The sequence below is a fragment of the Variovorax sp. SRS16 genome, from assembly GCF_901827165.1.
Classification (GTDB): Bacteria; Pseudomonadota; Gammaproteobacteria; order Burkholderiales; family Burkholderiaceae_C; genus Variovorax.
Genome location: NZ_LR594666.1, coordinates 3,503,148 through 3,527,379 on the forward strand (window position 1 = coordinate 3,503,148; position 24,232 = coordinate 3,527,379).

General features: G+C 68.5%; 30 protein-coding genes. 14 read left to right on the forward strand and 16 right to left on the reverse strand.

The genetic code is table 11. From position 1 onward, the window contains the following. Positions 1-26: 26 nt before the first annotated feature. Positions 27-701: an HAD family hydrolase gene (locus E5P2_RS16915; protein ID WP_162568278.1), complete on the reverse strand. Its 675-nt coding sequence runs from the start codon at positions 699-701 to the stop codon at positions 27-29. A 74-nt stretch (positions 702-775) separates the two neighbouring features. Here E5P2_RS16915 and E5P2_RS16920 point away from each other — a divergent pair, with 74 nt between their 5' ends. Then, positions 776-1,675, forward strand: a complete 900-nt coding sequence (locus tag E5P2_RS16920; protein WP_162568279.1) for a LysR family transcriptional regulator — start codon at positions 776-778, stop codon at positions 1,673-1,675. A gap of 30 nt (positions 1,676-1,705) precedes the next feature. Here E5P2_RS16920 and E5P2_RS16925 read toward each other — a convergent pair whose 3' ends face one another. From E5P2_RS16925 to E5P2_RS16935, 3 genes are all read right to left on the reverse strand, one after another. Further along, positions 1,706-2,221 (reverse strand): gamma-glutamylcyclotransferase family protein, encoded by a 516-nt coding sequence (locus E5P2_RS16925; protein ID WP_162568280.1) that lies wholly within the window; start codon positions 2,219-2,221, stop codon positions 1,706-1,708. Positions 2,222-2,448: 227 nt separating this feature from the next. Then, positions 2,449-4,365 carry a tannase/feruloyl esterase family alpha/beta hydrolase gene (locus E5P2_RS16930; RefSeq protein ID WP_232080728.1) on the reverse strand — a complete coding sequence of 639 codons (1,917 nt, stop codon included), beginning with the start codon at positions 4,363-4,365 and terminating at the stop codon, positions 2,449-2,451. Positions 4,366-4,448: 83 nt separating this feature from the next. Next, positions 4,449-5,402 (reverse strand): LysR family transcriptional regulator, encoded by a 954-nt coding sequence (locus tag E5P2_RS16935; protein ID WP_162568281.1) that lies wholly within the window; start codon positions 5,400-5,402, stop codon positions 4,449-4,451. On the opposite strand from E5P2_RS16935, the gene E5P2_RS16940 reads away from it, so the two are divergent. Beyond that, positions 5,401-6,447, forward strand: coding sequence for a tripartite tricarboxylate transporter substrate-binding protein (locus E5P2_RS16940; protein ID WP_162568282.1), 1,047 nt, complete (start codon positions 5,401-5,403; stop codon positions 6,445-6,447). The genes E5P2_RS16935 and E5P2_RS16940 overlap by 2 nt on opposite strands. Before the next feature lie 153 nt (positions 6,448-6,600). Here E5P2_RS16940 and E5P2_RS16945 read toward each other — a convergent pair whose 3' ends face one another. Both E5P2_RS16945 and E5P2_RS16950 read right to left on the reverse strand, forming a co-directional pair. Beyond that, positions 6,601-6,984, reverse strand: a complete 384-nt coding sequence (locus E5P2_RS16945; protein WP_162568283.1) for a nuclear transport factor 2 family protein — start codon at positions 6,982-6,984, stop codon at positions 6,601-6,603. Positions 6,985-7,023: 39 nt separating this feature from the next. Further along, the gene (locus E5P2_RS16950; RefSeq protein WP_162568284.1) at positions 7,024-7,446 is read right to left on the reverse strand and encodes a hypothetical protein; all 423 of its coding nucleotides are present in this window, start codon (positions 7,444-7,446) and stop codon (positions 7,024-7,026) included. 136 nt (positions 7,447-7,582) lie between these two features. Between E5P2_RS16950 and E5P2_RS16955 the strand changes: the two genes are divergently transcribed. Beyond that, positions 7,583-7,771, forward strand: a complete 189-nt coding sequence (locus E5P2_RS16955; RefSeq protein ID WP_232080729.1) for a hypothetical protein — start codon at positions 7,583-7,585, stop codon at positions 7,769-7,771. 13 nt (positions 7,772-7,784) lie between these two features. Here E5P2_RS16955 and E5P2_RS16960 read toward each other — a convergent pair whose 3' ends face one another. Further along, positions 7,785-8,705 (reverse strand): DUF808 domain-containing protein, encoded by a 921-nt coding sequence (locus tag E5P2_RS16960; protein ID WP_162568286.1) that lies wholly within the window; start codon positions 8,703-8,705, stop codon positions 7,785-7,787. 131 nt (positions 8,706-8,836) lie between these two features. Continuing rightward, a complete protein-coding gene (locus E5P2_RS16965; RefSeq protein WP_162568287.1) occupies positions 8,837-9,352 on the reverse strand; it encodes a GNAT family N-acetyltransferase in 516 nt (171 codons plus the stop codon). An 87-nt stretch (positions 9,353-9,439) separates the two neighbouring features. On the opposite strand from E5P2_RS16965, the gene E5P2_RS16970 reads away from it, so the two are divergent. The 3 genes from E5P2_RS16970 to E5P2_RS16980 are packed head-to-tail and all read left to right on the forward strand — an operon-like array spanning position 9,440 to position 10,145. Next, on the forward strand, positions 9,440-9,586 hold the full coding sequence (locus tag E5P2_RS16970; protein ID WP_174259880.1) for a hypothetical protein: 147 nt from the start codon (positions 9,440-9,442) through the stop codon (positions 9,584-9,586). Beyond that, entirely contained in the window at positions 9,586-9,867 is a 282-nt protein-coding gene (locus tag E5P2_RS16975; RefSeq protein WP_162568288.1) for a VF530 family DNA-binding protein, read from the forward strand. The genes E5P2_RS16970 and E5P2_RS16975 overlap by 1 nt, the downstream gene beginning before the upstream one ends. Further along, positions 9,864-10,145, forward strand: coding sequence for a 2Fe-2S iron-sulfur cluster-binding protein (locus E5P2_RS16980; RefSeq protein ID WP_162568289.1), 282 nt, complete (start codon positions 9,864-9,866; stop codon positions 10,143-10,145). Before E5P2_RS16975 ends, E5P2_RS16980 begins: the two co-directional genes overlap by 4 nt. On the opposite strand, the gene E5P2_RS16985 is transcribed toward E5P2_RS16980, so the two are convergent. Next, on the reverse strand, positions 10,142-11,383 hold the full coding sequence (locus tag E5P2_RS16985) for an MFS transporter (protein ID WP_269475685.1): 1,242 nt from the start codon (positions 11,381-11,383) through the stop codon (positions 10,142-10,144). The genes E5P2_RS16980 and E5P2_RS16985 overlap by 4 nt on opposite strands. Positions 11,384-11,427: 44 nt before the next feature. On the opposite strand from E5P2_RS16985, the gene E5P2_RS16990 reads away from it, so the two are divergent. Further along, a complete protein-coding gene (locus E5P2_RS16990; RefSeq protein WP_162568290.1) occupies positions 11,428-12,066 on the forward strand; it encodes an RluA family pseudouridine synthase in 639 nt (212 codons plus the stop codon). 9 nt (positions 12,067-12,075) lie between these two features. On the opposite strand, the gene E5P2_RS16995 is transcribed toward E5P2_RS16990, so the two are convergent. The 5 genes from E5P2_RS16995 to egtB all read right to left on the reverse strand — a co-directional run bounded on the left by E5P2_RS16995 (position 12,076) and on the right by egtB (position 15,918). Further along, complete coding sequence (locus tag E5P2_RS16995) at positions 12,076-12,513, reverse strand: universal stress protein (protein WP_162568291.1); 438 nt, start codon at positions 12,511-12,513, stop codon at positions 12,076-12,078. Positions 12,514-12,617: 104 nt separating this feature from the next. After that, a complete protein-coding gene (locus E5P2_RS17000) occupies positions 12,618-13,358 on the reverse strand; it encodes a 2OG-Fe dioxygenase family protein (protein ID WP_162568292.1) in 741 nt (246 codons plus the stop codon). 7 nt (positions 13,359-13,365) lie between these two features. Continuing rightward, positions 13,366-13,647 carry a DUF427 domain-containing protein gene (locus E5P2_RS17005; RefSeq protein ID WP_162568293.1) on the reverse strand — a complete coding sequence of 94 codons (282 nt, stop codon included), beginning with the start codon at positions 13,645-13,647 and terminating at the stop codon, positions 13,366-13,368. A gap of 37 nt (positions 13,648-13,684) precedes the next feature. Then, positions 13,685-14,671: an L-histidine N(alpha)-methyltransferase gene (gene egtD, locus E5P2_RS17010; RefSeq protein ID WP_162568294.1), complete on the reverse strand. Its 987-nt coding sequence runs from the start codon at positions 14,669-14,671 to the stop codon at positions 13,685-13,687. After that, on the reverse strand, positions 14,671-15,918 hold the full coding sequence (egtB, locus tag E5P2_RS17015) for an ergothioneine biosynthesis protein EgtB (RefSeq protein WP_162568295.1): 1,248 nt from the start codon (positions 15,916-15,918) through the stop codon (positions 14,671-14,673). The genes egtD and egtB overlap by 1 nt, the downstream gene beginning before the upstream one ends. Before the next feature lie 176 nt (positions 15,919-16,094). On the opposite strand from egtB, the gene E5P2_RS17020 reads away from it, so the two are divergent. Together E5P2_RS17020 and E5P2_RS17025 are read left to right on the forward strand one after the other, a co-directional pair. After that, positions 16,095-17,441: an NAD(P)/FAD-dependent oxidoreductase gene (locus E5P2_RS17020; RefSeq protein ID WP_443083556.1), complete on the forward strand. Its 1,347-nt coding sequence runs from the start codon at positions 16,095-16,097 to the stop codon at positions 17,439-17,441. Between the two features lie 48 nt (positions 17,442-17,489). Next, positions 17,490-17,861, forward strand: a complete 372-nt coding sequence (locus E5P2_RS17025; RefSeq protein WP_162568297.1) for a nuclear transport factor 2 family protein — start codon at positions 17,490-17,492, stop codon at positions 17,859-17,861. A 91-nt stretch (positions 17,862-17,952) separates the two neighbouring features. Here the strand turns inward: E5P2_RS17025 and E5P2_RS17030 are convergent, their stop codons facing one another. Then, positions 17,953-19,647: a long-chain fatty acid--CoA ligase gene (locus tag E5P2_RS17030; RefSeq protein WP_162568298.1), complete on the reverse strand. Its 1,695-nt coding sequence runs from the start codon at positions 19,645-19,647 to the stop codon at positions 17,953-17,955. A gap of 179 nt (positions 19,648-19,826) precedes the next feature. Here E5P2_RS17030 and E5P2_RS17035 point away from each other — a divergent pair, with 179 nt between their 5' ends. The 3 genes from E5P2_RS17035 (at position 19,827) to E5P2_RS17045 (ending at position 21,942) form a co-directional block, all read left to right on the forward strand. Then, on the forward strand, positions 19,827-20,267 hold the full coding sequence (locus E5P2_RS17035; RefSeq protein ID WP_162568299.1) for an OsmC family protein: 441 nt from the start codon (positions 19,827-19,829) through the stop codon (positions 20,265-20,267). Positions 20,268-20,363: 96 nt separating this feature from the next. Further along, entirely contained in the window at positions 20,364-20,906 is a 543-nt protein-coding gene (locus E5P2_RS17040; RefSeq protein ID WP_232080730.1) for a DUF1439 domain-containing protein, read from the forward strand. A gap of 13 nt (positions 20,907-20,919) precedes the next feature. Beyond that, complete coding sequence (locus E5P2_RS17045) at positions 20,920-21,942, forward strand: glycerophosphodiester phosphodiesterase (protein WP_162568301.1); 1,023 nt, start codon at positions 20,920-20,922, stop codon at positions 21,940-21,942. Between the two features lie 16 nt (positions 21,943-21,958). On the opposite strand, the gene E5P2_RS17050 is transcribed toward E5P2_RS17045, so the two are convergent. Beyond that, a complete protein-coding gene (locus E5P2_RS17050) occupies positions 21,959-22,432 on the reverse strand; it encodes a Cd(II)/Pb(II)-responsive transcriptional regulator (protein ID WP_162568302.1) in 474 nt (157 codons plus the stop codon). A 55-nt stretch (positions 22,433-22,487) separates the two neighbouring features. On the opposite strand from E5P2_RS17050, the gene E5P2_RS17055 reads away from it, so the two are divergent. Both E5P2_RS17055 and E5P2_RS17060 read left to right on the forward strand, forming a co-directional pair. Next, positions 22,488-23,144, forward strand: coding sequence for a cation transporter (locus E5P2_RS17055; protein ID WP_162568303.1), 657 nt, complete (start codon positions 22,488-22,490; stop codon positions 23,142-23,144). 36 nt (positions 23,145-23,180) lie between these two features. Next, on the forward strand, positions 23,181-24,227 hold the full coding sequence (locus E5P2_RS17060) for a P1 family peptidase (protein ID WP_162568304.1): 1,047 nt from the start codon (positions 23,181-23,183) through the stop codon (positions 24,225-24,227). The last annotated feature ends 5 nt before the right edge of the window (positions 24,228-24,232 follow it).

The following is a 24,232-nucleotide window of genomic DNA, read 5'->3' on the forward strand; positions in this document are numbered from 1 at the left end:
CAATGTCGTGAATGGAAAAGAGGCGATCAGGAAGCGGCAAGGCGGAAGGTCCGCAGCCATGCCAGCGCGCCCTCCAGCGTGGGCGATTCAATCTCTGCGGGCGGTGCGCCCTGGGGACGCGGCAACCCCACGCGGTTGTGCCAGTAAGTCCGCAGTCCGACGCTGGCGGTGCCGAACATGTCGTAGCCCGACCCGGCAACGAATGCGGCGTCTCGTGGCGCCACGCCCAGCCGATCCAGCGCCAGTCGGTAGGGCCGAGGGTCCGGCTTGTAGAAGCCCGCTTCCTCGGAGCTGACAACCACGTCCCAGTCGATGCCCAACCGGGCTGCGGCACGCGCGCCCAACGCGCGCGAGCAGTTGGTCACCACGCCCAGCTTGCAGTGCGGCCCGAGCGCCCGCAGGAGTTCGGTCGCCCCGTTCCAGACAGGCAGTTCATCCCAATGGTCTTCCAGCGACTCGGGTGCACGTGCGGGCAGCCCCACGGTGGCGGCGGCTTGGCGCACGAGGTCTTCGTAGGGCACGTAAGCGCCGCAGCCATACGTCAGCCGCAGGTATTCCGCGCGCCAACGACGGCCCATGGGTTCGGAGCCCGCAGCAGCGTTCCAGACGCTCCAGGAGTCGAGCAGCGCGGTGAGCAGATCGAACAGCACGGCGCGGGGGTAATGGTCGCCCGTGGCGACGGCGGTGGAGGCATCTTGCATGCGGCCACTGTAGGTCCGGCAACCGCTTTGCGTTCTTCACTCTTGCGTCATCAATAGTTAAGATGAAGTGAACAATGCAGATCGAAGACCTCCGACTGGCCGCCGCGCTGCTGCGCGAACGCTCTCTCAGTGCCGCAGCGCGTTCGCTGGGCGTGACGCCCCCGGCCTTGTCGATGCGGCTGCGCAAGCTGGAAGCGACGCTCGGCCTGGCCCTGGCCCATCGCACCGCGCGCAAGTTGCAGTTGACCTCCGAAGGCGAACGGTTCGGCCGCGAGGCGTACGAGCTTCTGCAGAAGTTCGACAGCCTGCGCGAATCCCTGCAGGCCGATGACAAGCGGCTGACGGGCACGCTGAGAATCGCCGCGCCTTTCGGGTATGGACGCACGCATGTCGCGCCGGTGCTCTCCCGGTTCTCGCGCCTGCACCCCGGCTTGCGCCTGCAACTCGACCTGCGCGAGACCCCCTGGCCGGACCGGCACGATTCCGATGCCGTGGTGCACGTCGGGACGGTCAGGGACTCATCCTGGGTGGCACATCCCCTGGCAGCCAACGAGCGATGGCTGTGCGCGAGTCCTGCCTATCTTCGAGAGCACGGCACGCCGCGCAGCCCTTCGGACCTGGCCTACCACTCGTGCATCTGCATCCGCGAGAACGACGAGGACATGGCGCTGTGGCACGTGCGTTCCGTCGGCGGCAGCCGCAAAGGCGAGACCCTTCGCATCAACCCCGCGTTCATCACCAACGATGGCAGCGTGGCGCGGCAGTGGGCTGAGGACGGCATGGGCCTCGTGCTGCGCTCGCAGTGGGATGCGGCTGGGGCGGTCGCGGCCGGGCGCCTGGAACGCGTGATGGCTGACTGGACCTTCGGTGCCGCTCCGGTGGTGGTGCTCGTGCCGACGCGCAAGGGCCGCAGCGCTCGGACGCAGGCCTTCGTCAGTTTTTTGGTGGAAGCGGCATCGGCGACCGAGACTTGAAGTCGCAATGCCATGGGCGGCAGGATGGCGTCACCGCTTCGAGTAGATGGAAAGCTCCTGGGTCTCGCGCACGGCATCGAGGTCACGAACGGCCGTGACGCGCTCGATGGCCGCGATATACGCGGGCGGAAGTCCGCATTGCCTGGCGCCGTGCAACACGTGATGCATATACCAAGTGAAAGGTCTCAGCGCGGCGTCCTTCCTGGTTGCCAGGTAGGTCAGCGCCGAGGCGACGCCTGAATCGGTATCCACGCCGATTTCGAAGGCATCGTAGCCGTTGCCAAGGCCCTCGGCGCGATCCAGTGCCGGGCGGTCGCCGAGGGCAATGCGGAACAAAGCGCCATGGACAACATCCGTCGGCGCACCGGTGCGTTCACAGTCGGCCTTGCCGGACCCATCCCTGCCCACCTTGTCAAAGACCAGACGGTACCCGGCGACGCGGGCGGCCCCCATCCATTGGGCGGAGGGCGTCCGGTCCGCCGCCAGCAGGCGTGGTGCGCTCATGTTGGAGCCGTACGCGAAGTACAGGAAGGTCCCTGATTTCATCGGTTTGAGATCGGTGGATGTGCCCTCGATTGTGTGACCTCCGTTGTCTATCGCGCAGCCAGCTTGTCCATTCCGTTTGTGTCTTGCGGAAGAAGGCAGTCACAGACGGCCCGACACGCACTTGCAAGACACCAAGGATCGCCACGAGAGGTCGGCCCGCGACGCCGCGCCGGAGAAGAAGCGCAACGCGGAATGGAAGGTCAAGCGCAAGAAGGAAATGGACGCGGCTAACGGCAGTCGTAGCTGGCAGCGGCCTTGACCGACCCAGTTCCCGCATAGGTCGCCTTCTGCGGATACATGCACAGCGGCATGGCGATGCTGCCGTCCGCCGAGCTCACATCGATACGGATCGGTGCAACGCCTTGCTCCACCCAGTTGCGCAAGGCCAGGAAGAGTTCGTCGCGGCCGTTGACGTACTGCGGCAGCGGCACCTTGGCGCCGGCGAGGTTCGCGTTGGTGGAGGGGTCTATCGACGCGCTCGTCGAGAATGTGCTGTCGTGTGCGAGGCCGGGAATCAGGAACAGTCGATCGAAGGTCTGCACGGCGGCCGTTCCGCCCATCGTTGCTGCGACGCGCGAGAAGTAGTTGAGCGAGCCCTGGGGCATGATCTTGTCGTCGGCCAGGCCGTGATAGGTCAAGATCTTTCCGCCCGCATCCCGCCACGCGCCGAGGTCCGGATTGTCCGTGTTGATGTTGCTGAACGCGCTTTGCAAAGCAACGCCTCGTGCGGATGCGGCCGCCAGCGCTGCGTAGTCGAGCGACTTCCACTTGCTGGTTCCGTTGCCCGTCGCATTCGTGAACGTGTTGCCCGCGTAGGCCGGATCCTGGAGCTCCAGCGCCACCTGGTCGGTTGCGATCGGGAACGGCGTCGCGCCGGCCAACGACAGGGCCAGGTTGGTCCCGCGCGTCAGTCCCCACCAGAGCTGATCGGAACTGCCTTGCGCGGGGCCGGCGCCGTTGTCGGTCGAGGGATCGGGGAAAGTGCCTGTGATGGTCTGTCCGTACCAGATCTGGTTGATCACGCGCGCTTCGGCGAGGCTGACGCACGACGCATTGGCGCTCGCGCCCGTCACGCCGTTGCCGGCCACGCCCGCGCACAGCACGTTCGCGTCCTTCGTCGGGTCGTAACGGCATTGCAGCGGATCAGCCAGGAAGCCCAGGCCCAGCGTGTCGCACGACGTGACGGCCGCGCCGCTGACGAGGGCGATCTTCGACGCGGCCATCGGCGCGCCCAGTTCGCGCTGCATCGCCACCTGCGGGTAGAGCTCGGCCGTGATGAACTTTGTCCAATTGAAGGCCGGCGCGCCGGCCAGGATGCCGTTGAAGTCGTTCGGATATTTCTGGGCCAGCTTGAAGCCCTGGCGTCCGCCCGTCGAGAAGCCATCCCAGTAGGCATAGGTTGGCGCTTCGCCATAGTAGGCCTTGGCGAGCGCCTTGGTCTTCACTGCCATCTCGTGCAGGCTGCGCTCCGCGAAGTCCTGCCAGAGCACCGTGTTGATGGTGCCGTCGGGGTTCATCGCGAAAGAGCCGTTGTTGAGCAGCGCATGGCCGTGATCGGACGCCGCGACGACGTAGCCCTTGTTGACAGCCGGCAGAAACTGGGCGCGCGAGCCGATCTGCGCCGGGTCGGCGTGCGTGCCACCGGCCCAGCCGCCGCTGCCCATCGCGCGAATGACGTGGTTCCACGCCGACGGTGCAGGCAGCCACACCTCGATGCCGATGCCCGCCGAAGTCGACGGTGCACCGGTGGCTCCGGGGTTGCCGGGACCGACGAGCAGCTTGACGAAGCACATGTCCACGCCCGCGACCGGCGGCGTCGGAGACGCCGGCGTGCCGGAGAGCGCGATCGGGTCACCAGCCTTGAACGCATGCACGGCGAGCACTGACGTGTTGGCGTCGGGCTTGAAATTGGCGGCGATCGAGTCGTCGCAGGTGGGCTTCATCGCGACCGGCGGCGTTGTTGCAACGGGCGCCGATGTCATGGGCGAGACGACAAAGGGAAATCCGGCACCGCTGCCGCCACCGCCGCCACAGGCCGCGATCGTTCCCGCGACGGTCACCATCGCCAGCAGCTGCTTCCATGTCCTGTGCGTGGGCAGCACTACGCGGTTCAGGCCCCATCGGGCCGATGCTTCGTATTTCATTTGTCTCCTGTGTCTGGAATTACCGGGGGCCCGCGGAGTGTTCGAGATCCGCAGACAGGTGACAAATCGGAAATTGAAGCGAGCTATTCGAATTGCCTATGGCTGGTGGTCGGGATGGCGGCCAAGAAGCGAAGCATGCGCAAGGCGGAGTCGCGCGATTCCCCGTGCCGCGCGAGCACGCCGAGCCCGGGCATCGGCGGCACACCAGGCAGCGGCAACTCCGTTATCGCACCAGCGTCCAGCAGGTCGCGCACGAAGCTCCAGGGCACGAAACCCAGCAACCCTTCCTCGTCGAGCAGCCGGCGGATCAGCGTGTGGCTGCGCGTGACGACCGGATGGGTGCTGACGTCCGCGGGCGCCTGTTCGCATAAGCCGTCGAACACCTGCCGCGCGATCGAACCCGCAGGCGACAGCAACCATCGTTCACGCCATGCGATGCGCCACGTGACGCGGCGCATCGCCGCCAGGCGGTGGCTTGCTGCGCAGATCACGGCCAGCCGGTCGTCCTGCACGGGCATGAACGACCAGCCGTCAGGAAGCACGGCGGGCCGCCGACAGACCACGACGTCGACCTCACCCCGCGTCATGGCCAGCAGGAGATCGTCGCCTTCGGCCTCGCGGATCTGGATCCTGATCGCCGGCGATGCGCGGCAGAGCGCCGGCAGCGTGTTCAACAGAATCCCGTTCATCGCCGAGGCCGACGCCACGACCCGGACGACGCTCGCCCCTTCGTCCTGTCGCGCGAAGACGATCTCCGCGCCTTCCGCGGCGCCCTGCATCAACTGGCGCGCGACCGGAAGCAGGTCGAGGCAGGCCGGGGTCGGGCGGACACCGCGCGCATGTCGTTCGAACAGCGTCGTCTGCAACAGGCTTTCCAAGCCGGCGAGGGTTTGCGTTACGCTGGGCTGCGCCATCCCGATCTGCTCGGCGGCGCGCTGGACGCTGCCCAACTCCGCGACCTTGAGCAGGACCTGGATGTGGCGGAATTTGCCGCGCGCAAGTATTCGATTGAGAAGAACCGAGGCTGTCTCTCGCATGGAATTGATTCGAAATCAGAGGTTGGATGCGACGGCCCCGATCCTAGGCCCAACGCACATTCGCCGGCAGGATGGGCTGCGGCGCCGCGCAGCGGTCGTCACACTGCTGGGCCTTGTCACAACGGGCGCAGTGCGGGCGCCGAACGCCTGGGCAGGCGGCACGGGCATCGTCCGCCTCGTCGTCGCCGCACCGCCGGGCGGCTCTTCGGACCTGCTCGCACGTCGACTGGCCCGGGACATGCAGCCGGCCCTCGGGCGGCCGGTGATCGTCGAGAACCGGCCCGGCGCGGGCGGCGCCATTGCCGCGGCATTCGTCGCACGCGCGGCACCCGACGGAAACACGGTGCTTCTGTCGTCGTCCGGCGATGCCGTCCGTCAAGCGCTCCACCCGGAACGCGCCATCGACATCCGCACCGACTTCGTCCATGTCACGCAGGTCGCAGCCACCACGAACGTGCTTGTCGTGCATCCCTCGCTGCAGGCCCGAAGCCTGGCCGCACTCGTCACCGAAGCGCGTGCGCATCCGGGCCGGCTGTCGTACGCGAGTGCGGGGAACGGATCGTCGGGGCATCTCGCCATGGAAATGCTCAAGCAACGCGCGAACATCGACATGGTCCACGTGCCCTACCAGGGAGGGGCGCCCGCCTTCAACGAGTTGTTGAGCGGCCGTGCGCCCCTCATGTTCACCAATCCCGACCAGGCACTGCCATGGATCCGGCGGCAACGCGTGCGCGCACTCGCCGTGAGCAGTCTCCAGCGCATTGCGGTCCTCGACACAGTCCCCACCGTCAGCGAGTGCGGGTTCCCCGGCTTCGAGGCCACTGCATGGGCCGGGCTGTCCGTGCCACGGGGAACGCCTGCATCGCGGGTCGGCGCATTGCACGATGCGGCGTACATAGCGATGAACGGCGCCATGCGCGCGGAGGAATCAAGTATCGGCATTGATGTCGTGAGCTCATCTCCCGAGCGCTATGACGCATTCATCCGAAGCGAGGTCGGCAAATGGGCCGAACTGATTCGGCTGACCGGCCTCGATCTGGATTGAGGTCTGTGGCCTCACACATTCTGAAGGCCGGAGATGGCATCCATGAGTTTGAGCGGTCGACCGCCCTTGATGCATTTGAATGGCCCCTTTGCCGAGGCCGACTTTCCGCGCAACGGCGGACATCAGCCGCATGCCATCGGCATACGCCATCGATCACCCTCCCCGCTCGACCCACTGAGCGCGCCAGGCGGGGGCGTCGAAGGGATCGGCAAAGTATTGCGTCTCGCGCGACACCTTTCCATCCCGGAACTCCATGATGCTCACGGTGCAAACGCTCTGGCCCTCGTAGTCGATCACGTACTCGGTGACCCAGAGATGGCCTTCTCCCGTGATGCGCCGGACCACGAACCCCGATGGCTTGCCAGGATGATGGCTGCGAAGCGCCTGCAGGTTGTGGCGGCCGCGGATGAGCTCGCCCGATTGCGGGTACGCGCACACGGCATCGTCGTGATAGATCTCATGCTCGACGACCTGGTCGCCTGCAGCGGATGCAGCCCAATGCCGATCAATGGCCATTCGAAGGGTCTGCTGTTCCATCATCGATCTCCATTCGGTCCGGGTGAAGCGTGCGCAGCCTCACTGCTGGCGCGCGGCCAGTTCGCGGCATTTCTGCAGGTTGGCGTTGAAGCGCGCCGCCAGCCCGGGCTCGCAGGTGTCGCTGGTCGTCATGATGCGGCACATCCCCACCACCAGAAAATCGGACACGGCTTCGGTGCACATGGGATAGCGCGTCAGCGCCGGGTTGTCCTGCGACTTGAAGCCCCAGCTGTTCGAGAAGTCCAGCATGCGGCCCATCGCATTCTCGAAGTAGTCCCGATCGCGCTCCGTGATGGCCGTTTCCATCGCGGGAAGTTCCTGCCCCAGGAAGCCCATCGCAGCGGCCGGAAAACGGTCCGTGTCCTGCTGCGCGCCCGCGCCGGATGCGGCGACCGCGAGCAACAGGGGCGCGACGGCGCGCAGCGAACGGGCGAGGACGGGATGGCGTGCAGCAGATTCCATGGCGTGCGGTCTGGCGAGGGTTTCGATGGCCGCCCGATGCAGGGACGGACGGCCGCTGGAACGCTATTTGAACCGAAAGCCACGGGCCGGCCCGTAAACTCGGGCCATGGCTTCCAGACCCTCCAGAACGCCGCGCATGCTTGAGCGCGGCATCCTGTGCATCCTCATCGGCGCGGCGGTATTGCTCGCGCCGCGCTTCCTGTCGTCGCCCTCCTGGCAGGAGATGGTCGGCGGCGCCTATCTGGTCGGCTGGTTTGCGCTGGTGCTGGGCATTGCGCTGGTCGTGGTCGACCTGCTGCAGCGCACCGGGTCCGGGAGATCCTGACGCGGGCGAACGCCTAGACGGCCGCGCCGCGCTGCTTCGCGCGCAGCTTCTTCACCCACTCGACCGCCGCCAGCACCACGGCGCCGGCCACGATGCCGATGCCCGCATGGGCCCCCATCGAGCCCAGGCCGCCCCACGGGCCGCCTGCCTTCGCGGTCCACGCGTCGATCGCATGGCCGAGCGCCGGCACGCCATGCACCAGGATGCCGCCGCCGACCAGGAACATCGCGACCGTGCCGGCGATGGAGAGCGCCTTCATGAGCCAGGGCGCCATCCCCAGCAGGCCGCGGCCGAGCACGCGCGCGGCCGCGCCGTCGCGCCGGCTCAGGTAGAGCCCGGCGTCGTCGAGCTTCACGATCCCGGCGACCAGTCCATAGACGCCCACGGTCATGACGACCGCGATGCCGACCAGCACGATGAGCTGGGTCAGGAAGGGCTGCCCCTGCACCGTGCCCAGCGTGATCGCGATGATCTCCGCGGAAAGGATGAAGTCGGTGCGCACGGCGCCCTTGACCTTTTCCTTCTCGGCCGCGACGACGTCGATGGCCTCGTCCGCCGGGGCCCGCGCGTGGCGCGCAGGGTCTGCCGCATCCTCGCTGCCATGCAGGAACCTGTGCGCGAGCTTCTCGCAACCCTCGAAGCACAGGAAGGCACCGCCGATCATCAGCAGCGGCGTCACCAGCCAGGGCAGCCAGGTGCCGATCAAGAGCGCCGCGGGCACCAGGATCGCCTTGTTGACGAAGGAGCCCTTGCACACGGCCCATACGACCGGCAGCTCGCGGTCTGCCTTGACGCCCGCCACCTGCTGCGCATTCAGCGCCAGATCGTCGCCCAGCACGCCGGCCGTCTTCTTCGCCGCGACCTTGGTGAGCAGCGAGACATCGTCGAGCACCGACGCGATGTCGTCGAGCAGGAGCAGCAGGCTGGCGGCCATGATTCATCGTCCCAAAATCGTTGCAAGCAGGACCAGAAACACCGCGGATCCGGCTTGGCCGGGCCGCCGGTGTTGCCCCCTGCAAGGGGGAAGGCGAAGCGACACGAAGTGCGCGAAGCCTGGGGGTGTGCCTAGACTTCGCGTTTGAGGCGGATCTCCTCGATCTTCACGCCGCCGATCGCCGTCGTCTTGGCGGTCTTCATCTCGCGCTTGAAGCCGGCGAGTTCGTGAAAGCGCATCGCGCGGTCGTTGCGCAGCGGCACCCAGACCGTGACCAGCGTGCAGCCCTCCTCCTCGAGGCCGTCGCGCGCGGCATCCCACAGCGCCACGCCCACGCCCTTGCCCCAATGTTCGGGCTTGACGTAGATGGCCCAGATCTCGCCGGTGGTCGAGGGCGTCTTCGCATCGCGCGAGCGGTCGTAGCCGACGAAGCCGACGACCTCGTCGCCGAGCACGGCCACGTGCACCTGCGGTTCGCTGAATTCGATCGCCTCGCGCCATTTGGCCTCGCGCGTGGCCGGCGCCAGCGCGCGCAGCTGGTCGTCGGGCAGGATCCCGGCATACGCGGCCCTGGCGGCTGCGGCGTGGACTTCGGCGATGGCTTTGGCATCGTGCATCGTGGCGGGGCGGACTTCGTAATCGGACATGACTGCAGGGGAACGAGCGGTAAAGGGCCGTATTGTCGCCGCGCCGGTAAACTGGCCGCTGTATTCGCATCTATCCGGAGAATCATCATGGCCAAGAGTCAGCAGCGCAGCAACAAGGAAGCCAAGAAGCCGAAGAAGGACACCTCGCCGCCGAAGCCGCCGGGCGCCGGCATCGAACCGGTGCGCACCATCACGACGGCAGTCATTCCGCGCGGCAAACTCAAGAACAAGTGATGAGCGCGTCTGCGCAGCCCACGGCAACGCCTTCGCCACAGCCCCGCAATCCCTTGCACGGGCTCACGCTGGAGGCGATCGTGACGGCACTGGCCGCGCACTACGGCTGGCAGGACCTGGGCGAACGCATTCCGCTGCGCTGCTTCACCAGCGATCCGAGCGTCGCGTCCAGCCTCAAGTTTCTGCGCAAGACGCCCTGGGCGCGCGAGAAGGTCGAGAGCCTCTACCTCTTCATGCTGCGCGAGCAGCGCAGGCAATCGTCGGCCCGGGCGCCCCGATGAAGGCGCGCATCGAGCCCGGCGGTTTCAGCTTCGACACCGAGACCGGTCGCACGCTGCTGCAATCGGCCGATGCCGCGGGCATCGAGCTGCCCAGCTCGTGCCGCAACGGAACCTGCCGCACTTGCCTGTGCAAGCTGCTGGAGGGCGAGGTCCGCTACCGGATCGAGTGGCCCGGCATCAGCGTCGACGAGAAGGCCGAAGGCTGGATCCTGCCCTGCGTGGCCGAGCCGCTCGGCGACGTCAGGCTCGACGTGCCGTACGCGTACGCGGTGTTCTAGGATCTGTCGATCCGGTCGCGCCGTGCCAGCGCCGGAAACAGCCGGAACCAGGCGAGCGCCACCAGCATCGTGCCCACGCCGCCCAGCACCACGGAGCCGACGGGCCCGAGCAGCGCTGCCGTCGAACCCGATTCGAACTCGCCAAGCTGGTTGCTGGCACCGATGAAGATCGAGTTGACCGCGCTCACGCGACCGCGCATGGCATCCGGCGTTTCGAGCTGCACCAGCGTCTGGCGGATCACCACGTTGACCATGTCCGCGCCGCCCGAGACCGCCAGCGCGACCAGCGACACCGCGAAGTTGCGCGAAACGCCGAACACCACCATGCACAGGCCGAACAGCGCCACCGCCATCAGCAGCGCACGGCCGACGCGGCGCTCGATCGGCCGGCGCGTCAGCGTGATCGACATCGCGAGCGCACCGACCGCCGGCGCGCCGCGCAGCAGGCCCAGGCCCCAGGGCCCGGTGTGCAGGATGTCCCGGGCGTAGATCGGCAGCAATGCCACCGCGCCGCCGAGCAGCACCGCGAAGAGATCGAGCGACACGGCGCCGAGCACCGGCTTGTGCTTGCGGATGAAGTCGACGCCGGCCAGCACGGTCGACATCGTCACCGGTTCGCGCGGCAAGGGCGTGTAGACATAGCGCAGCCGCGCCGCGAGCACCGCCGCGATGACGAACAGCAGCACGCTCGCACCGTAGACCACGCCCATGCCCGCCACGAACAGGAGGCCACCGAGCGCCGGCCCGCCGATGATGGCGCCCTGCATGCCCGCCGAACTGAAGGCCATCGCGCGCGGCAGCATGAGCGGCGGCACGAGCAGCGGCGTCAGCGCCTGCTGTGCCGGCATCTGGAAGGCGCGAACCGCGCCCAGCACCAGCGACAGCCCGAGCAGCAGGTTGCGCGAATCGTGCGCGGCCTGCACAGAGATCAGCAGCACCAGCGCCACCGCGCCCTGCACGGCGAAGCAGCCTGCGAGGATGCGGCCCCGGTGATGGCGGTCGACCACATGGCCCGCCAGCAGCGCCAGCAGCAAGGCCGGCACGAACTGGTAGAGCCCGACCAGGCCGAGATCCCATGCGCTGCCGGTGAGCCCGTACATGTGCCAGCCGATCACGACCAGCAGCATCTGGCTGGCCGCAGTGCCGAACAGCCGTGCGACCCACAGCCGCATGAAGGGCCGCTCGCGCGTCAGGTCGGAAAAATTCGGTGAACCGGGCGAAACGGCGGCAACGGGCATCGGATCGAGGATAGCCGAGCCGGGCCTTCTAGACTTAGCGCCGGATGACAACCCTGCACGCGATCCACGAAGACCCCCATCTGCTGGTGCTCGACAAGCCCGCCGGCCTGCTGTGCGTGCCCGGCCGCGGCGAGGACAAGCAGGATTGCCTCAGCGCGCGCGCCCTGGCGCAGTGGCCCGACGCACGGATCGTGCACCGGCTCGACATGGCGACCAGCGGCCTGGTGCTGATGGCGCGCGGCGCGGCGATGCAGCGCGCGCTGGGTGAGGCCTTTGCACAGCGGCATGTGCGCAAGGGCTACGAAGCCATCGTCGATGGGCTGTTGCCGGTGACCGGCGAGTGGGCGCTGATCGACGCACCGCTGGCCGCCGACTGGCCGCGCCGGCCGCTGCAAAAGGTCGATGCGGGCGGCAAGCCGAGCCAGACGCGATGGCGCGTGAAGCACCGGCTGGCCGACCGTCATGCCAGCCATCTGTGGCTCGAGCCGCTGACCGGGCGCAGCCATCAGCTGCGGGTGCATCTGCTGTCGATCGGCCATCCGATCCTCGGCGACACGCTCTATGGCGACGAAGAGGCGCAGCGCCGCGCGCCGCGCCTGATGCTGCACGCGACATGGCTCGAGTTCGCGCATCCGGCCGACGGGCGGATGCTGCGTTTCGAGAGCCTGGTGCCCTTTGCCTGAAGCGAACTGCTAGCCCTTGACCACCAGCACCGGCACGCGCGAATCCTGCAGCACGCGCTGGGTCACGCTGCCGAGCAGCAGTTTCTCGATGCCGGTGCGCCCGTGCGAACCCATCACGATCAGGTCGGCTGCGATCGCGTTGGCGGTGTCGACGATGCCCTCGTGCACCACGTGGCCGTCGATCACGCGCTGGTCGCTGTGCAGCCCCTCGGCGGCCAGCGCCGCGACACCCCGTGCCAGTGCGGCATTGGCGCTGCTGGTCGCGGCCGCGAGATATTCGTTCTGCCCCAGCGCATAGTCCGCGCCGACACCGATGAAGGGATAGTTGTCCACCACGTGAATCAGCGTGATGCGGCTGCCGAAGGCGAGTGCCAGTCCGCTGGCCTTGCTGACCGCGAGCATGGACGTTTCGGACCCGTCGATCGGAACCAGGATGTGATTGAACATGGCAGACCTCATTTGTTCGCAAGGCTCGCAGCCGAACCGGGGCTCGAATTTACATCCAAGGCGGCCGCACGGCTGTAGGACGGCTACGGCCCGCCCCGGGGCCGTCAGCCGCCCTGAAAACCACCTGCGCGGCAGGTCAGGACCAGCGTGTCGCGCCAGCCCGGCTCGGCATCGGCGAGCGGCTGGATCGGCGTCGATTCGTGGATCACGCGTGCATCGTCGAGCAGCAGCAGCGTCCACGGCTCGGTCATGGTGAAGCGCTCGCCGCGCCGGCCCGCCGCTTCGAACACGCGCGTCTCGCCGCCCTTGACGTTGTGCCGGCCGACCAGCGCGACCGCCACCAGGTCGACGCCATCGCGGTGCGCGCCTTCCGGCGTGGGCCGGCCGATGCCGTCGGCGGTGTCGATGCGGAACTGGTGCGCCTCGATGTGCCAACGCTGCGCACCGCGCAGGCCGGTCGCGGCATCGCACAGCGCCAGCATCAGGTGGCGCCAGACGGGCTGCGCGACGGTGTTCGCCTCCATCGGCGCGAACCAGCGCTGCATGCCGCCATGCAAGGCGTTGTATTCGACCGGCTGCCAGTGCGCACGGTGCGGCACCTGCTGCACCGCGGCATCGTCGACCGTGAAGCAGGCATGGCGCCGGGTGCGGTAGTGGCCGCCGTCCTTGAGGTATTCGTCGAGCGGCAGATGGTCCCAGTCGGCATGCAGCGCATCGAGCTCGGCCAGCGGCGAGCCCAGCCACTCGGCCACGCCTTGCGGGCTCAGGACGGCATAGCCATCCTGCTGCAGGGTCGGAACCAGTCGATCGGGCGGCGTGAACGGAGGGCTGAAGGCCCCGCTCATGAAACGCTCATTGCGTCACCTTCACGCCCTTCCAGAAGGCCACGCGGTCCTTGACCATCTCGGCTTCGGGCTTGGGATCGGCGTAGTACCAGGCGGCGTCGGTGTTGAGCTCGCCGTCGACCAGCAGCGAGTAGTAGCTGGCCGTGCCCTTCCACGGGCAGGTGGTCTTGTGGTTGCTGAAGGTCACGTAGTCGCGATTGAGCGCACTCTCGGGAAAGTAGTGATTGCCTTCGACGAGCACGGTGTCGTCGCTCTCGGCGATGGTGGCGCCGTTCCAGGTTGCTTTCATCCGGTTTCTCCATGCCCGCCGATCGCGGGCAGTCCCCTCATTGTGCCGCGGGCGCCTGCAGCCAGTGCACGCTGAACAAGCGCTCGGGATCGGTCCACACCGCGGCCGGCCGAAAGCCTGCCCTGACGGCGAGCGCGCGCAGGCCTTCGACGGTGAACTTGTGCGAGTTCTCGGTGTGGATCGTCTCGCCCTCGTCGAAGGCGAAGCGCTGGCCGTCGAGCGTGACGGTCTGCGCGCGGCGGCTCACGAGGTGCATCTCGACGCGCCGCAGCGGCGAGTTGTAGAACGCCGCATGCGTGAAGCCGGCCAGATCGAAGTCGGTGTCGAGCTCGGCATTGGCGCGGCGCAGCAGGTTGAGATTGAAGGCCGCCGTCACGCCCTCTGCATCGTTGTAGGCGGCATGCAGCAGCGCCGGGTCCTTGACCAGATCGACGCCCAGCAGCAGCCCGCCGCCGCGCAACAGGCGGTGCGCGAGCTGCAGGAAGGCCAGCGCTTCGTCGGGGCTGAAATTGCCGAGCGTCGAGCCCGGAAAGAAGCCGACCCGCTGCCCCAGGACCTCGCCGCGCGCCGGCAGCACCAGCGGCATGGTGTAGTCGGCCACCACGGGCTGCACCGCGAGCCGCGGGTAGTCGGCGCGCAGGCGCTCGGCGGCCGCTTCGAGATGTTCGCCGGAGATGTCGATCGGCACGTAGCGCCTGGGCGTTTCGAGCGCATCGAGCAGCAGCCGCACCTTGGTGAGCGAGCCGGCGCCGAATTCGATGATCTCGGCATCGGGCCCGATCTGGGCCGCGATCTCGGGCGCGCACTCGGTGAGGATGCGCAGCTCGGTGCGCGTCGGGTAGTACTCGGGCAGATCGCAGATGCGATCGAACAGCGCCGAGCCCGCGACGTCGTAGAAGAACTTGGGCGAGATGCTGCGCGCGCCGAGGCTCAGGCCCGCGTACAGCTCGCGGCCGAAGTCCGACAGCGGCGCGGCGCGCTGCGCGGTGCGAAAGGCATGGAGGTTGAATGCAGTGTTGCCCATCAGAGATCCTTGGCGAGCCGCAGCCCCGAGAACTGCCAGCGCGCCGCCGGCGGGAAGAAATTGCGATAGCTCGGCCGCGTGTGGCCCGCGGGCGTGGCGACGCTGCCGCCGCGCAGCACGAGCTGGCCGACCATGAACTTGCCGTTGTATTCCGCCGCGATGCCCGCGAGCGGGCGAAAGCCCGGGTAAGGGTCGTACGACGAACGCGTCCATTGCCACACATGGCCGCTCATCTGCGTGATGCCGGGTGCATCGTGCGCGGCCTCCCATTCGAATTCGGTCGGCAGCCGCGCACCGGCCCACTCGGCATAGGCCGCGGCCTCGTAGAAGCTCAGCTGCGCCACCGGCGCCTCGGGCGCCATCGGCCGCACGCCGTGCAGGCCGAAGACCTGCCAGCCCGCCGCCGGCCCCTGGTGCGAGAGACGGGGGTCGTCCGGTGCCAGCCAGTAGGCGGGCGAGCGCCAGCCCTGCGCCTGCACGACCGCCCAGCCGTCGGAGAGCCAGAGCTCGGGCCGCTGGTAGCCGCCATCGGCGATGAACTGCGCGAACTCGCCGCCATTGACGAGCCGGTCGGCGATCGCATGCGGCTGCACCAGCGCCGCATGGCGCGGCGTCTCGTTGTCGAACGCGAAGCCCGGACCCCGATGGCCGATCTCGACCATGCCACCGGGCCGCGCCAGCCACTGCATCGCGGCCGGCGTCGTCGCCAGCCGCAGCGCCGGGCCAGGTGCGGCGCGGTACGCAGACAGCAAGGGATTGCACGACAGCGCATGCAGGATGTCGGTGACGATCAGTTCCTGGTGCTGCTGCTCGTGATGCAGCCCGAGCGTGACGATCGCCTCGATCGCCGGCCGGTCGCATTCGGCATCCGTCTCGAGCAACGCCAGCACGGCTTCATCGACATGGCGGCGATAGGCATGCACCTCGTCCAGCGAAGGGCGCGTCAGCAGGCCCCGCTGCGGCCGCGGATGGCGCGGGCCCAGCGCCTCGTAGTAGGAGTTGAAGAGAAAGTGAAAACGCGGATCGAACACGCGATAGCCCGCCGCATGCGGCTGCAGCAGCACCGTCTCGAAGAACCAGGTCGTGTGCGCCAGGTGCCACTTGCTCGGACTGGCGTCCGGCATGGACTGGATGCACTGGTCCTCCGCCGACAGCGACGCGGTCAGCGCCAGGCTTTCGGCGCGCACCGCGCGAAATCGCTCGCGCAGGTCGTCCGCGGCGGACGAAGCCGGCCGGGTGATATTCATGGGATTCCCGCTTTTCTTGTGTTGGATGGTTTTTTAGCCGATTCACACCGGCGAACGCCGTAGGACAAACGCGCGCCGCAAACCTGGATTCGAAGCAGCCAGGCAGCCGAAACCGACCACTGTGACACAAGCTTTCGCCGCCTGCCAGAGGCCTGCGTATCATCCCGCGCATGAGCATGACCACCACCTCCGGCCGCCCCCGCGTCGTCATCGTCGGCTGCGGCTTCGGCGGGCTGGAAGCGGCGCGCAAGCTGCAGGGCGCGGCCGTCGACATCACCATCGTCGACAAGACCAACCACCACCTGTTCCAGCCCCTGCTCTACCAGGTGGCGACCGCCGGCCTGGCCGCGCCGTCGATCGCCGCGCCGGTGCGCCTGCTGTTCCGCCGCCAGCCCAACGTCACCACGCTGCTCGGCGAGGTGACGCGCATCGATCCGCTCGCGCACGAGGTGCATCTGGCCGACGGCACGCGGCTGGGCTGGGACCACCTGATCGTGGCCGCGGGCGCCACACACAGTTACTTCGGCAACGATGGCTGGGCCTGCCTGGCACCGGGGCTCAAGACGCTGGCCGACGCCTTCGAGATCCGCCGCCGCGTGCTGATGAGCTTCGAGGCGGCCGAGATCGAGACCGACCCGGCGCGCCAGCGCGCGCTCCTGACCTTCGCCGTGATCGGCGCCGGCCCCACCGGCGTCGAGATGGCCGGCACCTTGGCCGAGATCGCGCGCCACACGCTGAAGGGTGAATTCCGCCGCATCGATCCGGGCAGCGCCGAAGTGCTGTTGATCGAAGGCGGTCCGCGCGTGCTGCAGGCCATGCCGCCATCGCTGAGCCAGCGCGCGATGGAGCAGCTGCAGCGCCTCGGCGTGCAGGTGCGCCTCAATGCGAAGGTGACGGACATCGATGCCACCGGCCTGCAGGTCGAATCGCCCTTCAGCGATGGCGGCGCCGGCAAGGGCAGCCACCGGATCGATTGCCACTGCGTGATCTGGGCAGCCGGCGTCGCCGCCTCGCCGCTCGGCCGCCTGCTGGGCGAGGCGACGGGCGCCGAGGTCGACCGGGCCGGGCGCGTCAAGGTGCTGCCCGATCTGAGCCTGCCCGGCCATCCGGACATCAGCGTGGTCGGCGATCTGGCGGCGGCATTCAGCCACCGCCGCGGCAAGGAGCCGACACCCGTGCCGGGCGTGTCGCCCGGCGCCAAGCAGATGGGCCGTGCCGCGGCGGCCAACATCCTGCGCCGGCTTGCGGGAAAGGCGACCGAGCCTTTTCGCTACCGCGACTACGGCAATCTCGCGACCATCGGCCGCAACTCGGCCGTCGTGGACCTCGGCACGCCGCTCGGACCGCTGCGTTTTTCAGGACGGATCGCGTGGCTGTTCTGGCTGTTCGCGCACGCCTATTTCCTGATCGGATTCCGCAATCGCATCGTCGTGCTGATGGACTGGGCCAGCGCCTACTGGAGCTTTCAGCGCTACGCGCGGGTCGTGGCGGACGTGCGTGCGAAGGCGGGTCCCGAGGCATAGACTTCGACCCGCGGCACCACGCCGCTTTTCAAACCGAAAGGGGACCCGATGACAACGATGGAGATTGCACGGAAACTGGTCGAGTTGTGCAGGCAGGGAAAGAACGCCGAAGCGCGCGACACGCTGTTCTCGCCCGACGTGGTCAGCGTCGAGGCCGGCGCCCCACCGGGGCAGCAACGCGAGGCAAAGGGCATCGCGGCCGTGAAGGCCAAGGGCGACTGGTGGTTTGCCAATCACGAGGTGCATTCCGCCTCTGTCACGGGACCATGGCCGCACGACGACCGCTTCGTGGTCGGCTTCCAGTTCGATGTCACGAACAAGCCGTCGGGGCAGCGGATGAAGATGGACGAGGTCGCGCTCTACACGGTCAGCGGCGGAAAGATCGTGCGCGAGGAATTCTTCTACGACATGGGGATGTAGCAGGCCGCGATCGCACCAGACCGCATCGTGCTGCGCCACGTCGTCGCACCGCATTGTCGGAGGACGCTCACGCTCGATGAGCACGGCACGCTCAGCCGGCCGCGTTCTCCGCCTCCTGCAACAAGCGCCACATCACCTTGCCGCTGCCGCTCTTGGGCAGCGCATCGACGAACTGCACCACACGCGGGATCTTGTAGACCGCCATGTTCTCGCGGCACCAGTCGATGATCTCTTGCGCGGTGGTGTCCTTGTGCGTCGCGCGCAGCACCACCACGGCCTTGACCGATTCGCCGCGGTAGGCGTCCTTCATGGAGATCACGCAGGCCTCCTGGATCGCAGGATGGCGGAACATCAGCAGCTCGACCTCGGCCGGCCAGACCTTGAAGCCGCTCGCGTTGATCATGCGTTTGAGGCGATCGGTCATGAAGAAGTAACCGTCCTCGTCCATGCGGCCCATGTCGCCGGATCGGAAGAAGCGCCTGCCCTCGAACTCGATGAAAGCCGCGGCCGTCGCATCGGGCCGCTTCCAGTAACCCTGGAACACCTCGGGCCCGTGGATGATGATCTCGCCCGATTCGCCGATCGGCATCTCGGCGAGCGTCTCGGGGTCGACCACGCGCGCATCGGTGCTCATGTAGGGAATGCCCAGGCATTGCTGCTTGGGATGCTCGAACGGATTGGAATGCGAGGGCGCCGCGGTCTCGGTGAGGCCGTAGCCTTCCTGGTACTTGAGGCCGTACTGCTCCAGCAGGCGCTGCGCCACGGCCTGCGGCATCGCGGCGCCGCCGCCGCCGATGTAGCTCAGGCTGCTCAGGTCGAAGCTGGCGAAGTTGGGGCTGCCCATCAGGTCGATGACCATGGTCGGGATGTTGGTCCAGCTCGTGACCTTGCGGCGCGAGATCAGGCGCCCCGCCACCTCGCGGTCCCAGCGCGGCATGATGATCAGCGTGCCGGCGACCAGGATCGCGGTGTGCATCATGCTCACCACGCCCGTGATGTGGAACATCGGCACCACGGCCAGCACCACCGCTTCGGACGAACCCAGGCCCCAGAGCTGGCCGGCGCAGGCGTTGTGCATCAGGCTCGAATGGTTGTGGACGCATCCCTTGGGCAGGCCGGTGGTGCCGCTGGTGTAGGGCAGGAGCGCCATGTCGTCGGCGCCGACGACATGCTCGGGCGGTGCATGCCCGGCATCGAGCGCGTCGGTCCATGCCATCGCCTCGCCGCCGTCCAGCGCGGGCAGCGGATGGCGCGTCAGCAGCCAGTCGCGCCAGGCCGGCGCGGGCGCCTCGTCACCGGTGACTTCGGGATCGAAGGCGTCGGTGAACTGCGTCACGATCAGGTGCGCGAGCCGATCCTTCGACGCCAGCGCGTTGCTGGCCCGGGCCAGCTCCGGCGCGAGGTCGCCGGTGGTGATCGCCACCTTCGCGTCCGGGTCGGTGATGTAGTGCTTGAGCTCTTCGGCCCGGTTCATCGGATTGACCGGCACCACCACCGCATTGGCGCGCAGGATCGCGAAATGCGCGATCACCAGCTGCGGGCAGTTCTGCATGTCGAGCAGCACGCGGTCGCCGCGCCTCACGCCGAGCGCATGCAGCGTGCCGGCCAGGCGCTCGGCTTGCGCGGCGAACTCGCGGTAGCTGATCTCGCGGCCGAAGAAGACCAGCGCGGCTTTGTCCGGATAGCGCGCGGCCGCGGTGGCCATGTTGTGCCACAGCGAGGTCGCCGGCACGGTGATCGAGCGCGGAAGGCGCTGGGGCCAGAACTTGTAATGCGGGCGGTCCATGGAATCTCCAAACGGTGTGGGAGCCTACGACGGCGCGCTGCGGCTTCGCATCGGGGAAGCCCCGAGCGCGTCGCGTCGGCGACTCCGCCGCACGGTCGAGCTCGCGCCGCCGGCCGACAGACGCGGCGGCCGATCTGCCGTACAAGAGCAGATTCTTCACCCACCCCCAAGGAGATCCCATGGCAGCAGACAAGCACGCAAGCGTTCACTGGGAAGGCGCCGGCAAGACCGGCAAGGGCCGCATCAGCACCGAGACCGGCGCATTGAAAGACGCGCCCTATGGCTTCGCCAGCCGTTTCGAGGACGACCAGCGCGGCACCAACCCCGAGGAAATCCTCGGCGCGGCCCATGCCGGATGCCTGACCATGGCCTTTGCCTTCGCGCTCGAAGGCGCCGGGCTCACGGCGACGTCGATCGACACCAAGGCCGCCGTGCGCCTGGCCAAGGACGGCGCGGGCTTCAAGATCGACCGCATCCAGCTCGAACTCGAGGCCGCAGTGCCGGGGCTCGACGAGGCGAAATTCCAGCAGCTCGCGGCCGGCGCCAAGGCCGGATGTCCGCTGTCGAAGGCGCTCGCGAGCGTGCCGGAGATCACCCTGAAGGCCACGCTGAAAAGCTGACGCGTGGATCGGCAGGCAAGGGGAACCCGCCGGCCATGGCAAGCTCCGACCGGTATGCGCAACCGCTCTCCCCTTCCCCTTCCGTCCCGACGCCTTGTGCTGCGCACGCTGCTGGGCGCTGCCGCGCTGCCGGCGCCGTTCGCGGCGCTGGCCGGCTTCAATTTCTTCACCAGCGAGTACACCGCCACCCGGCAGGAGCTGCAAGCCCAGATCGCCAGGCACTTTCCGGTGCAGCGGCGCTATGCCGAGATCTTCACCGTCGGCCTGCGCGATCCGCAACTCGGGCTCGACGCGCGCAGCAACCGCGCGGCGATCACCGCGGCGCTGTCCATCGAGAGCCCCTTGCTACGGCCGTCGCCGGTGGAAGGCATCGTCACGGTCAGCAGCGCGCTGCGCTACGACCCGGCCACCCGCGCGCTGCGGCTCGACCATCCGCAGGCCGAGCGCTTCGAACTGCAGGGCGTGACAGGGCGCGACGCCGAGCGGCTGCAGCAGATCGGCACGGTCGTCGCCCAGGAACTGTTGCGCGACCAGGCCCTGCGCACCTTCACCGCGCAGGAACTCACCGTGGGCCGCAAGACCTACGAGATCGGCGACATCACGGTGCAGGACGACGGCATCACGGTCCAGCTCAAATGACCCCGGAGACCCGATGAAGGATTTTCTTTCCCGCGCAGCCCTGCGCCGCGGCGCGGCACGCTGCGCGCCCTGGCTGATGGCTGCATCGCTGCTCGCAGGCTGTGCGGCCTCGGGGCGCGACGCGCCCTACCGGCTCGATCTGGAAGCGCACCGCGGCGGCCGCGCGCTCGCACCCGAGAACACGCTGACCGCGTTCTCCAACGCGGTCGGCATCGGCGTCACCACGCTCGAACTCGACATCGGCCTCACGGCCGACGGCGTGGTCGTGATCTCGCACGACATGGCGCTCAACCCCGACCACACGCGCGATGCGACCGGCGCCTTCCTCAAGGGCAAAGGGCCGCCGATCCATGCGCTCACGCTGGCACAGCTGCAGACCTACGACGTCGGCCGCATCGATCCCGCGAGCAGCTACGGCAAGCCCTTCCCCCATCAGGTGCCGCACGACGGCGAACGCATTCCGACGCTGGCCGCGCTGTTCGAGCGCATGCATCAGCTCGGCGCGAACCAGGTCCGCTTCAACATCGAGACCAAGGTCGATCCCACACAGCCCGATTTGACTGCGGCGCCGGAGCCGATGGTGCGCGCCCTGCTGGCCGAGATCGACAGGGCGGGCGTGGCATCGCGCGTGACGATCCAGAGCTTCGACTGGCGCACGCTCGCGCTGGTCGGCCAATGGGCGCCGCAATTGCCGCGCGCCTACCTCACGAGCGCGCGAACCGTGCAGGACAGCCGCTGGACCGCGGGCCTGCGGCTCGAGGACGCAGGCTCGCCGCCGAAGCTGGTCCGAAAGGCCGCCGGCGACGGCAAGGGCATGGTGGTCTGGTCGCCGTCGTTCAACGACCTCAGCGCACCGCTCGTGCAGGAAGCCCATGTGCTCGGCTTGCAGGTACTGCCCTGGACGGTCGACCGCCGCGCCGACATGGAGCGGCTGATGGACTGGGGCGTGGACGGCATCATCACCGACGATCCCGTGCTGCTGCGCGAGGTGATGAGCGATCGCCGCATCGCGCTGCCGGCCGCACTCGGCCGCTGAGCGACGCGGACCGGGCTCACACGTGGCGCGCGGCTCGCGTGCGCGGCGCGCCTGCGAGCGGCTGCCGGTCGGCGCGCGCGTGCAGCGTCTCGATGATGTGGCAATGCGCGTCGGTGCCGTCGCAGCAGTCGCGCAGCGCGATCAGGTCCTTCTCGAGCGAGCGCAGCTCGCGCAGCCGCTCGCGCACATGGCCCAGATGGGCGTCGAGCGCCACGCAGGCCGCATCGCAGTCGGCCTTGCGGCGCAGGTCGAGCCCGAGCAGCGTGCGCACTTCGTCGAGCGACATGTCCATCGCGCGGCAGAGGCGAATGAAGCGCAGCCGGTGCACGTCGGCATCGGTGTAGAGCCGGTAGCTGTTGTCGCCGCGGGCCTGCGGCGCGATCAGCGCTTCCCTCTCGTAATAGCGGATGTTGGCCGCGGTCACGCCGCTGCGGGCGGCGGCCTCGCCGATGCGGTAACCCTGCGCGGCGGGCGGCTTTGCGACTGACATGGCTTGACCTTCGAGTGGCTTCAACGTTTCCAATGGTGGCAGCTCCGGAGAAACCATGTCTGCAAATTGCCATCACGACGGTTGTCATGACCACGAACACCTGTCGGCCGCCGACACGCCACGCTACCGCCGCGTGCTGTGGATCGCGCTGGCGCTCAACGCCGCCATGTTCGCGATCGAGATCGGCGGCGGTTTCCGCTCCGGCTCGGTCTCGCTGCTGGCCGACGCGATCGACTTCTTCGGCGATGCCGCGAACTACGGCGTGACGCTCGCGGTGTTGTCGGCCGGCCTCGCATGGCGCGCCCGCGCGGCCGTGCTCAAGGGCGGCACCATGCTGCTCTTCGGCCTCTTCGTGGCGGGGCGGACGATCTGGTCGGTGATGCATGGCGTGCCGCCCGAACCGCTGACCATGGGCGTGATCGGCACCGTGGCGCTGGCGGTGAATCTGGGCGTCGCCGTGCTGCTCTACGCCTTTCGCGAAGGCGACGCCAACATGCGCAGCGTCTGGCTGTGCTCGCGCAACGACGCGATCGGCAATGTCGCGGTGATGATCGCCGCGCTGGGCGTCTTCGGCACCGGCACCGCATGGCCCGATCTCGCGGTGGCCGCGGTGATGGGCGCGCTGGCGGTCAGCGGCGGCGCGTCGGTGCTGCGGCAGGCGCGCGGCGAGCTCGGCCTTGCGCAGGGCGGCGACAGGCGAAGCCGCGTGTAACGCCGACGTTCGCGCGGCGTCCGATAATCGCCGGCGATGCCCGAACAATCCAGCTCCCCGACCTCGCGCGCGCGCGCCGGCAACGACGCACGCCGCGATGCCGGCGCCATCACCGATGTCGCCGGCATCGAGGTCGGCCATTTCAGCGACACGCGCCGGCCGACCGGTTGCACCGTGATCATCGCGCGCGACGGCGCGGTGGCCGGCGTCGACGTGCGCGGCGCGGCGCCCGGCACGCGCGAGACCGACCTGCTGGCGCCGGGCAACCTCGTGCAGCAGGTGCACGCCGTGATGCTGGCCGGCGGCAGCGCCTGGGGACTGGCCGCGGCCGACGGCGCGATGCGCTGGCTCGAAGAGCGCGGCGTCGGCCTCGACGTGCGCTTCGGCACGCTGCCGATCGTTCCTGCGGCCGTGCTCTTCGATCTGCCGGTCGGCGATGCGCGCATCCGGCCCGATGCGGCCGCCGGCTACGCGGCCTGCGAAGCGGCGTCCGGCGCCGCGCCGGCCGAAGGCAATGTCGGCGCCGGCAGCGGCGCGCTGGTGGGCAAGCTGTTCGGCCTGCATCGCGCGATGAAGGGCGGCATCGGCAGTGCATCGGTCACGGTGAACGGTGTCACGGTCGGCGCGCTGATCGCCTGCAACGCGCTCGGCGACGTGATCGACGCCGACACCGCGCAGATAGTGGCCGGCGCGCGCACCGAGGATGGCCATGCCCTGCTCGACACGCGCCGCGCGCTCTTGCGCGGCGACCTGCCCAAGCCGTTGCTGGCCGGAACCAACACCACGATCGGTGTGATCGCCACGGATGCCGTGCTGACCAAGGTCCAGGCCAACCGGCTCGCAACCGTCGCGCACGACGGCCTGGCCCGCGCGATCAACCCGGTCCACACCATGAGCGACGGCGATACGCTGTTCGCGCTCGCCACCGGCCGCGTGCGGCTCGAAGGCGACGCGCCCGGCATGACGGTGCTGAGCACGATGGCGGCCGAGGTGGTGGCGATCGCGACCGTGCGCGCGGCGCGCGCGGCGCGTTCGGTGCGGATCGGGGAGAGCTACTTTCCCTGCGCGTCCGATCTGGGCTGAGCGGC

What these genes read in the sequence shown, in the direction of transcription:
- E5P2_RS16915 (WP_162568278.1), bottom strand. Translation starts at nt 701, where the DNA reads ATGCAAGATGCCTCCACCGCCGTCGCCACGGGCGACCATTACCCCCGC.
- E5P2_RS16920 (WP_162568279.1), top strand. Translation starts at nt 776, where the DNA reads ATGCAGATCGAAGACCTCCGACTGGCCGCCGCGCTGCTGCGCGAACGC.
- E5P2_RS16925 (WP_162568280.1), bottom strand. Translation starts at nt 2,221, where the DNA reads ATGAAATCAGGGACCTTCCTGTACTTCGCGTACGGCTCCAACATGAGC.
- E5P2_RS16930 (WP_232080728.1), bottom strand. Translation starts at nt 4,365, where the DNA reads ATGAAATACGAAGCATCGGCCCGATGGGGCCTGAACCGCGTAGTGCTG.
- E5P2_RS16940 (WP_162568282.1), top strand. Translation starts at nt 5,401, where the DNA reads ATGGAATTGATTCGAAATCAGAGGTTGGATGCGACGGCCCCGATCCTA.
- E5P2_RS16935 (WP_162568281.1), bottom strand. Translation starts at nt 5,402, where the DNA reads ATGCGAGAGACAGCCTCGGTTCTTCTCAATCGAATACTTGCGCGCGGC.
- E5P2_RS16945 (WP_162568283.1), bottom strand. Translation starts at nt 6,984, where the DNA reads ATGGAACAGCAGACCCTTCGAATGGCCATTGATCGGCATTGGGCTGCA.
- E5P2_RS16950 (WP_162568284.1), bottom strand. Translation starts at nt 7,446, where the DNA reads ATGGAATCTGCTGCACGCCATCCCGTCCTCGCCCGTTCGCTGCGCGCC.
- E5P2_RS16955 (WP_232080729.1), top strand. Translation starts at nt 7,583, where the DNA reads ATGCTTGAGCGCGGCATCCTGTGCATCCTCATCGGCGCGGCGGTATTG.
- E5P2_RS16960 (WP_162568286.1), bottom strand. Translation starts at nt 8,705, where the DNA reads ATGGCCGCCAGCCTGCTGCTCCTGCTCGACGACATCGCGTCGGTGCTC.
- E5P2_RS16965 (WP_162568287.1), bottom strand. Translation starts at nt 9,352, where the DNA reads ATGTCCGATTACGAAGTCCGCCCCGCCACGATGCACGATGCCAAAGCC.
- E5P2_RS16970 (WP_174259880.1), top strand. Translation starts at nt 9,440, where the DNA reads ATGGCCAAGAGTCAGCAGCGCAGCAACAAGGAAGCCAAGAAGCCGAAG.
- E5P2_RS16975 (WP_162568288.1), top strand. Translation starts at nt 9,586, where the DNA reads ATGAGCGCGTCTGCGCAGCCCACGGCAACGCCTTCGCCACAGCCCCGC.
- E5P2_RS16980 (WP_162568289.1), top strand. Translation starts at nt 9,864, where the DNA reads ATGAAGGCGCGCATCGAGCCCGGCGGTTTCAGCTTCGACACCGAGACC.
- E5P2_RS16985 (WP_269475685.1), bottom strand. Translation starts at nt 11,383, where the DNA reads ATGCCCGTTGCCGCCGTTTCGCCCGGTTCACCGAATTTTTCCGACCTG.
- E5P2_RS16990 (WP_162568290.1), top strand. Translation starts at nt 11,428, where the DNA reads ATGACAACCCTGCACGCGATCCACGAAGACCCCCATCTGCTGGTGCTC.
- E5P2_RS16995 (WP_162568291.1), bottom strand. Translation starts at nt 12,513, where the DNA reads ATGTTCAATCACATCCTGGTTCCGATCGACGGGTCCGAAACGTCCATG.
- E5P2_RS17000 (WP_162568292.1), bottom strand. Translation starts at nt 13,358, where the DNA reads ATGAGCGGGGCCTTCAGCCCTCCGTTCACGCCGCCCGATCGACTGGTT.
- E5P2_RS17005 (WP_162568293.1), bottom strand. Translation starts at nt 13,647, where the DNA reads ATGAAAGCAACCTGGAACGGCGCCACCATCGCCGAGAGCGACGACACC.
- egtD (WP_162568294.1), bottom strand. Translation starts at nt 14,671, where the DNA reads ATGGGCAACACTGCATTCAACCTCCATGCCTTTCGCACCGCGCAGCGC.
- egtB (WP_162568295.1), bottom strand. Translation starts at nt 15,918, where the DNA reads ATGAATATCACCCGGCCGGCTTCGTCCGCCGCGGACGACCTGCGCGAG.
- E5P2_RS17020 (WP_443083556.1), top strand. Translation starts at nt 16,095, where the DNA reads ATGACCACCACCTCCGGCCGCCCCCGCGTCGTCATCGTCGGCTGCGGC.
- E5P2_RS17025 (WP_162568297.1), top strand. Translation starts at nt 17,490, where the DNA reads ATGACAACGATGGAGATTGCACGGAAACTGGTCGAGTTGTGCAGGCAG.
- E5P2_RS17030 (WP_162568298.1), bottom strand. Translation starts at nt 19,647, where the DNA reads ATGGACCGCCCGCATTACAAGTTCTGGCCCCAGCGCCTTCCGCGCTCG.
- E5P2_RS17035 (WP_162568299.1), top strand. Translation starts at nt 19,827, where the DNA reads ATGGCAGCAGACAAGCACGCAAGCGTTCACTGGGAAGGCGCCGGCAAG.
- E5P2_RS17045 (WP_162568301.1), top strand. Translation starts at nt 20,920, where the DNA reads ATGAAGGATTTTCTTTCCCGCGCAGCCCTGCGCCGCGGCGCGGCACGC.
- E5P2_RS17050 (WP_162568302.1), bottom strand. Translation starts at nt 22,432, where the DNA reads ATGTCAGTCGCAAAGCCGCCCGCCGCGCAGGGTTACCGCATCGGCGAG.
- E5P2_RS17055 (WP_162568303.1), top strand. Translation starts at nt 22,488, where the DNA reads ATGTCTGCAAATTGCCATCACGACGGTTGTCATGACCACGAACACCTG.
- E5P2_RS17060 (WP_162568304.1), top strand. Translation starts at nt 23,181, where the DNA reads ATGCCCGAACAATCCAGCTCCCCGACCTCGCGCGCGCGCGCCGGCAAC.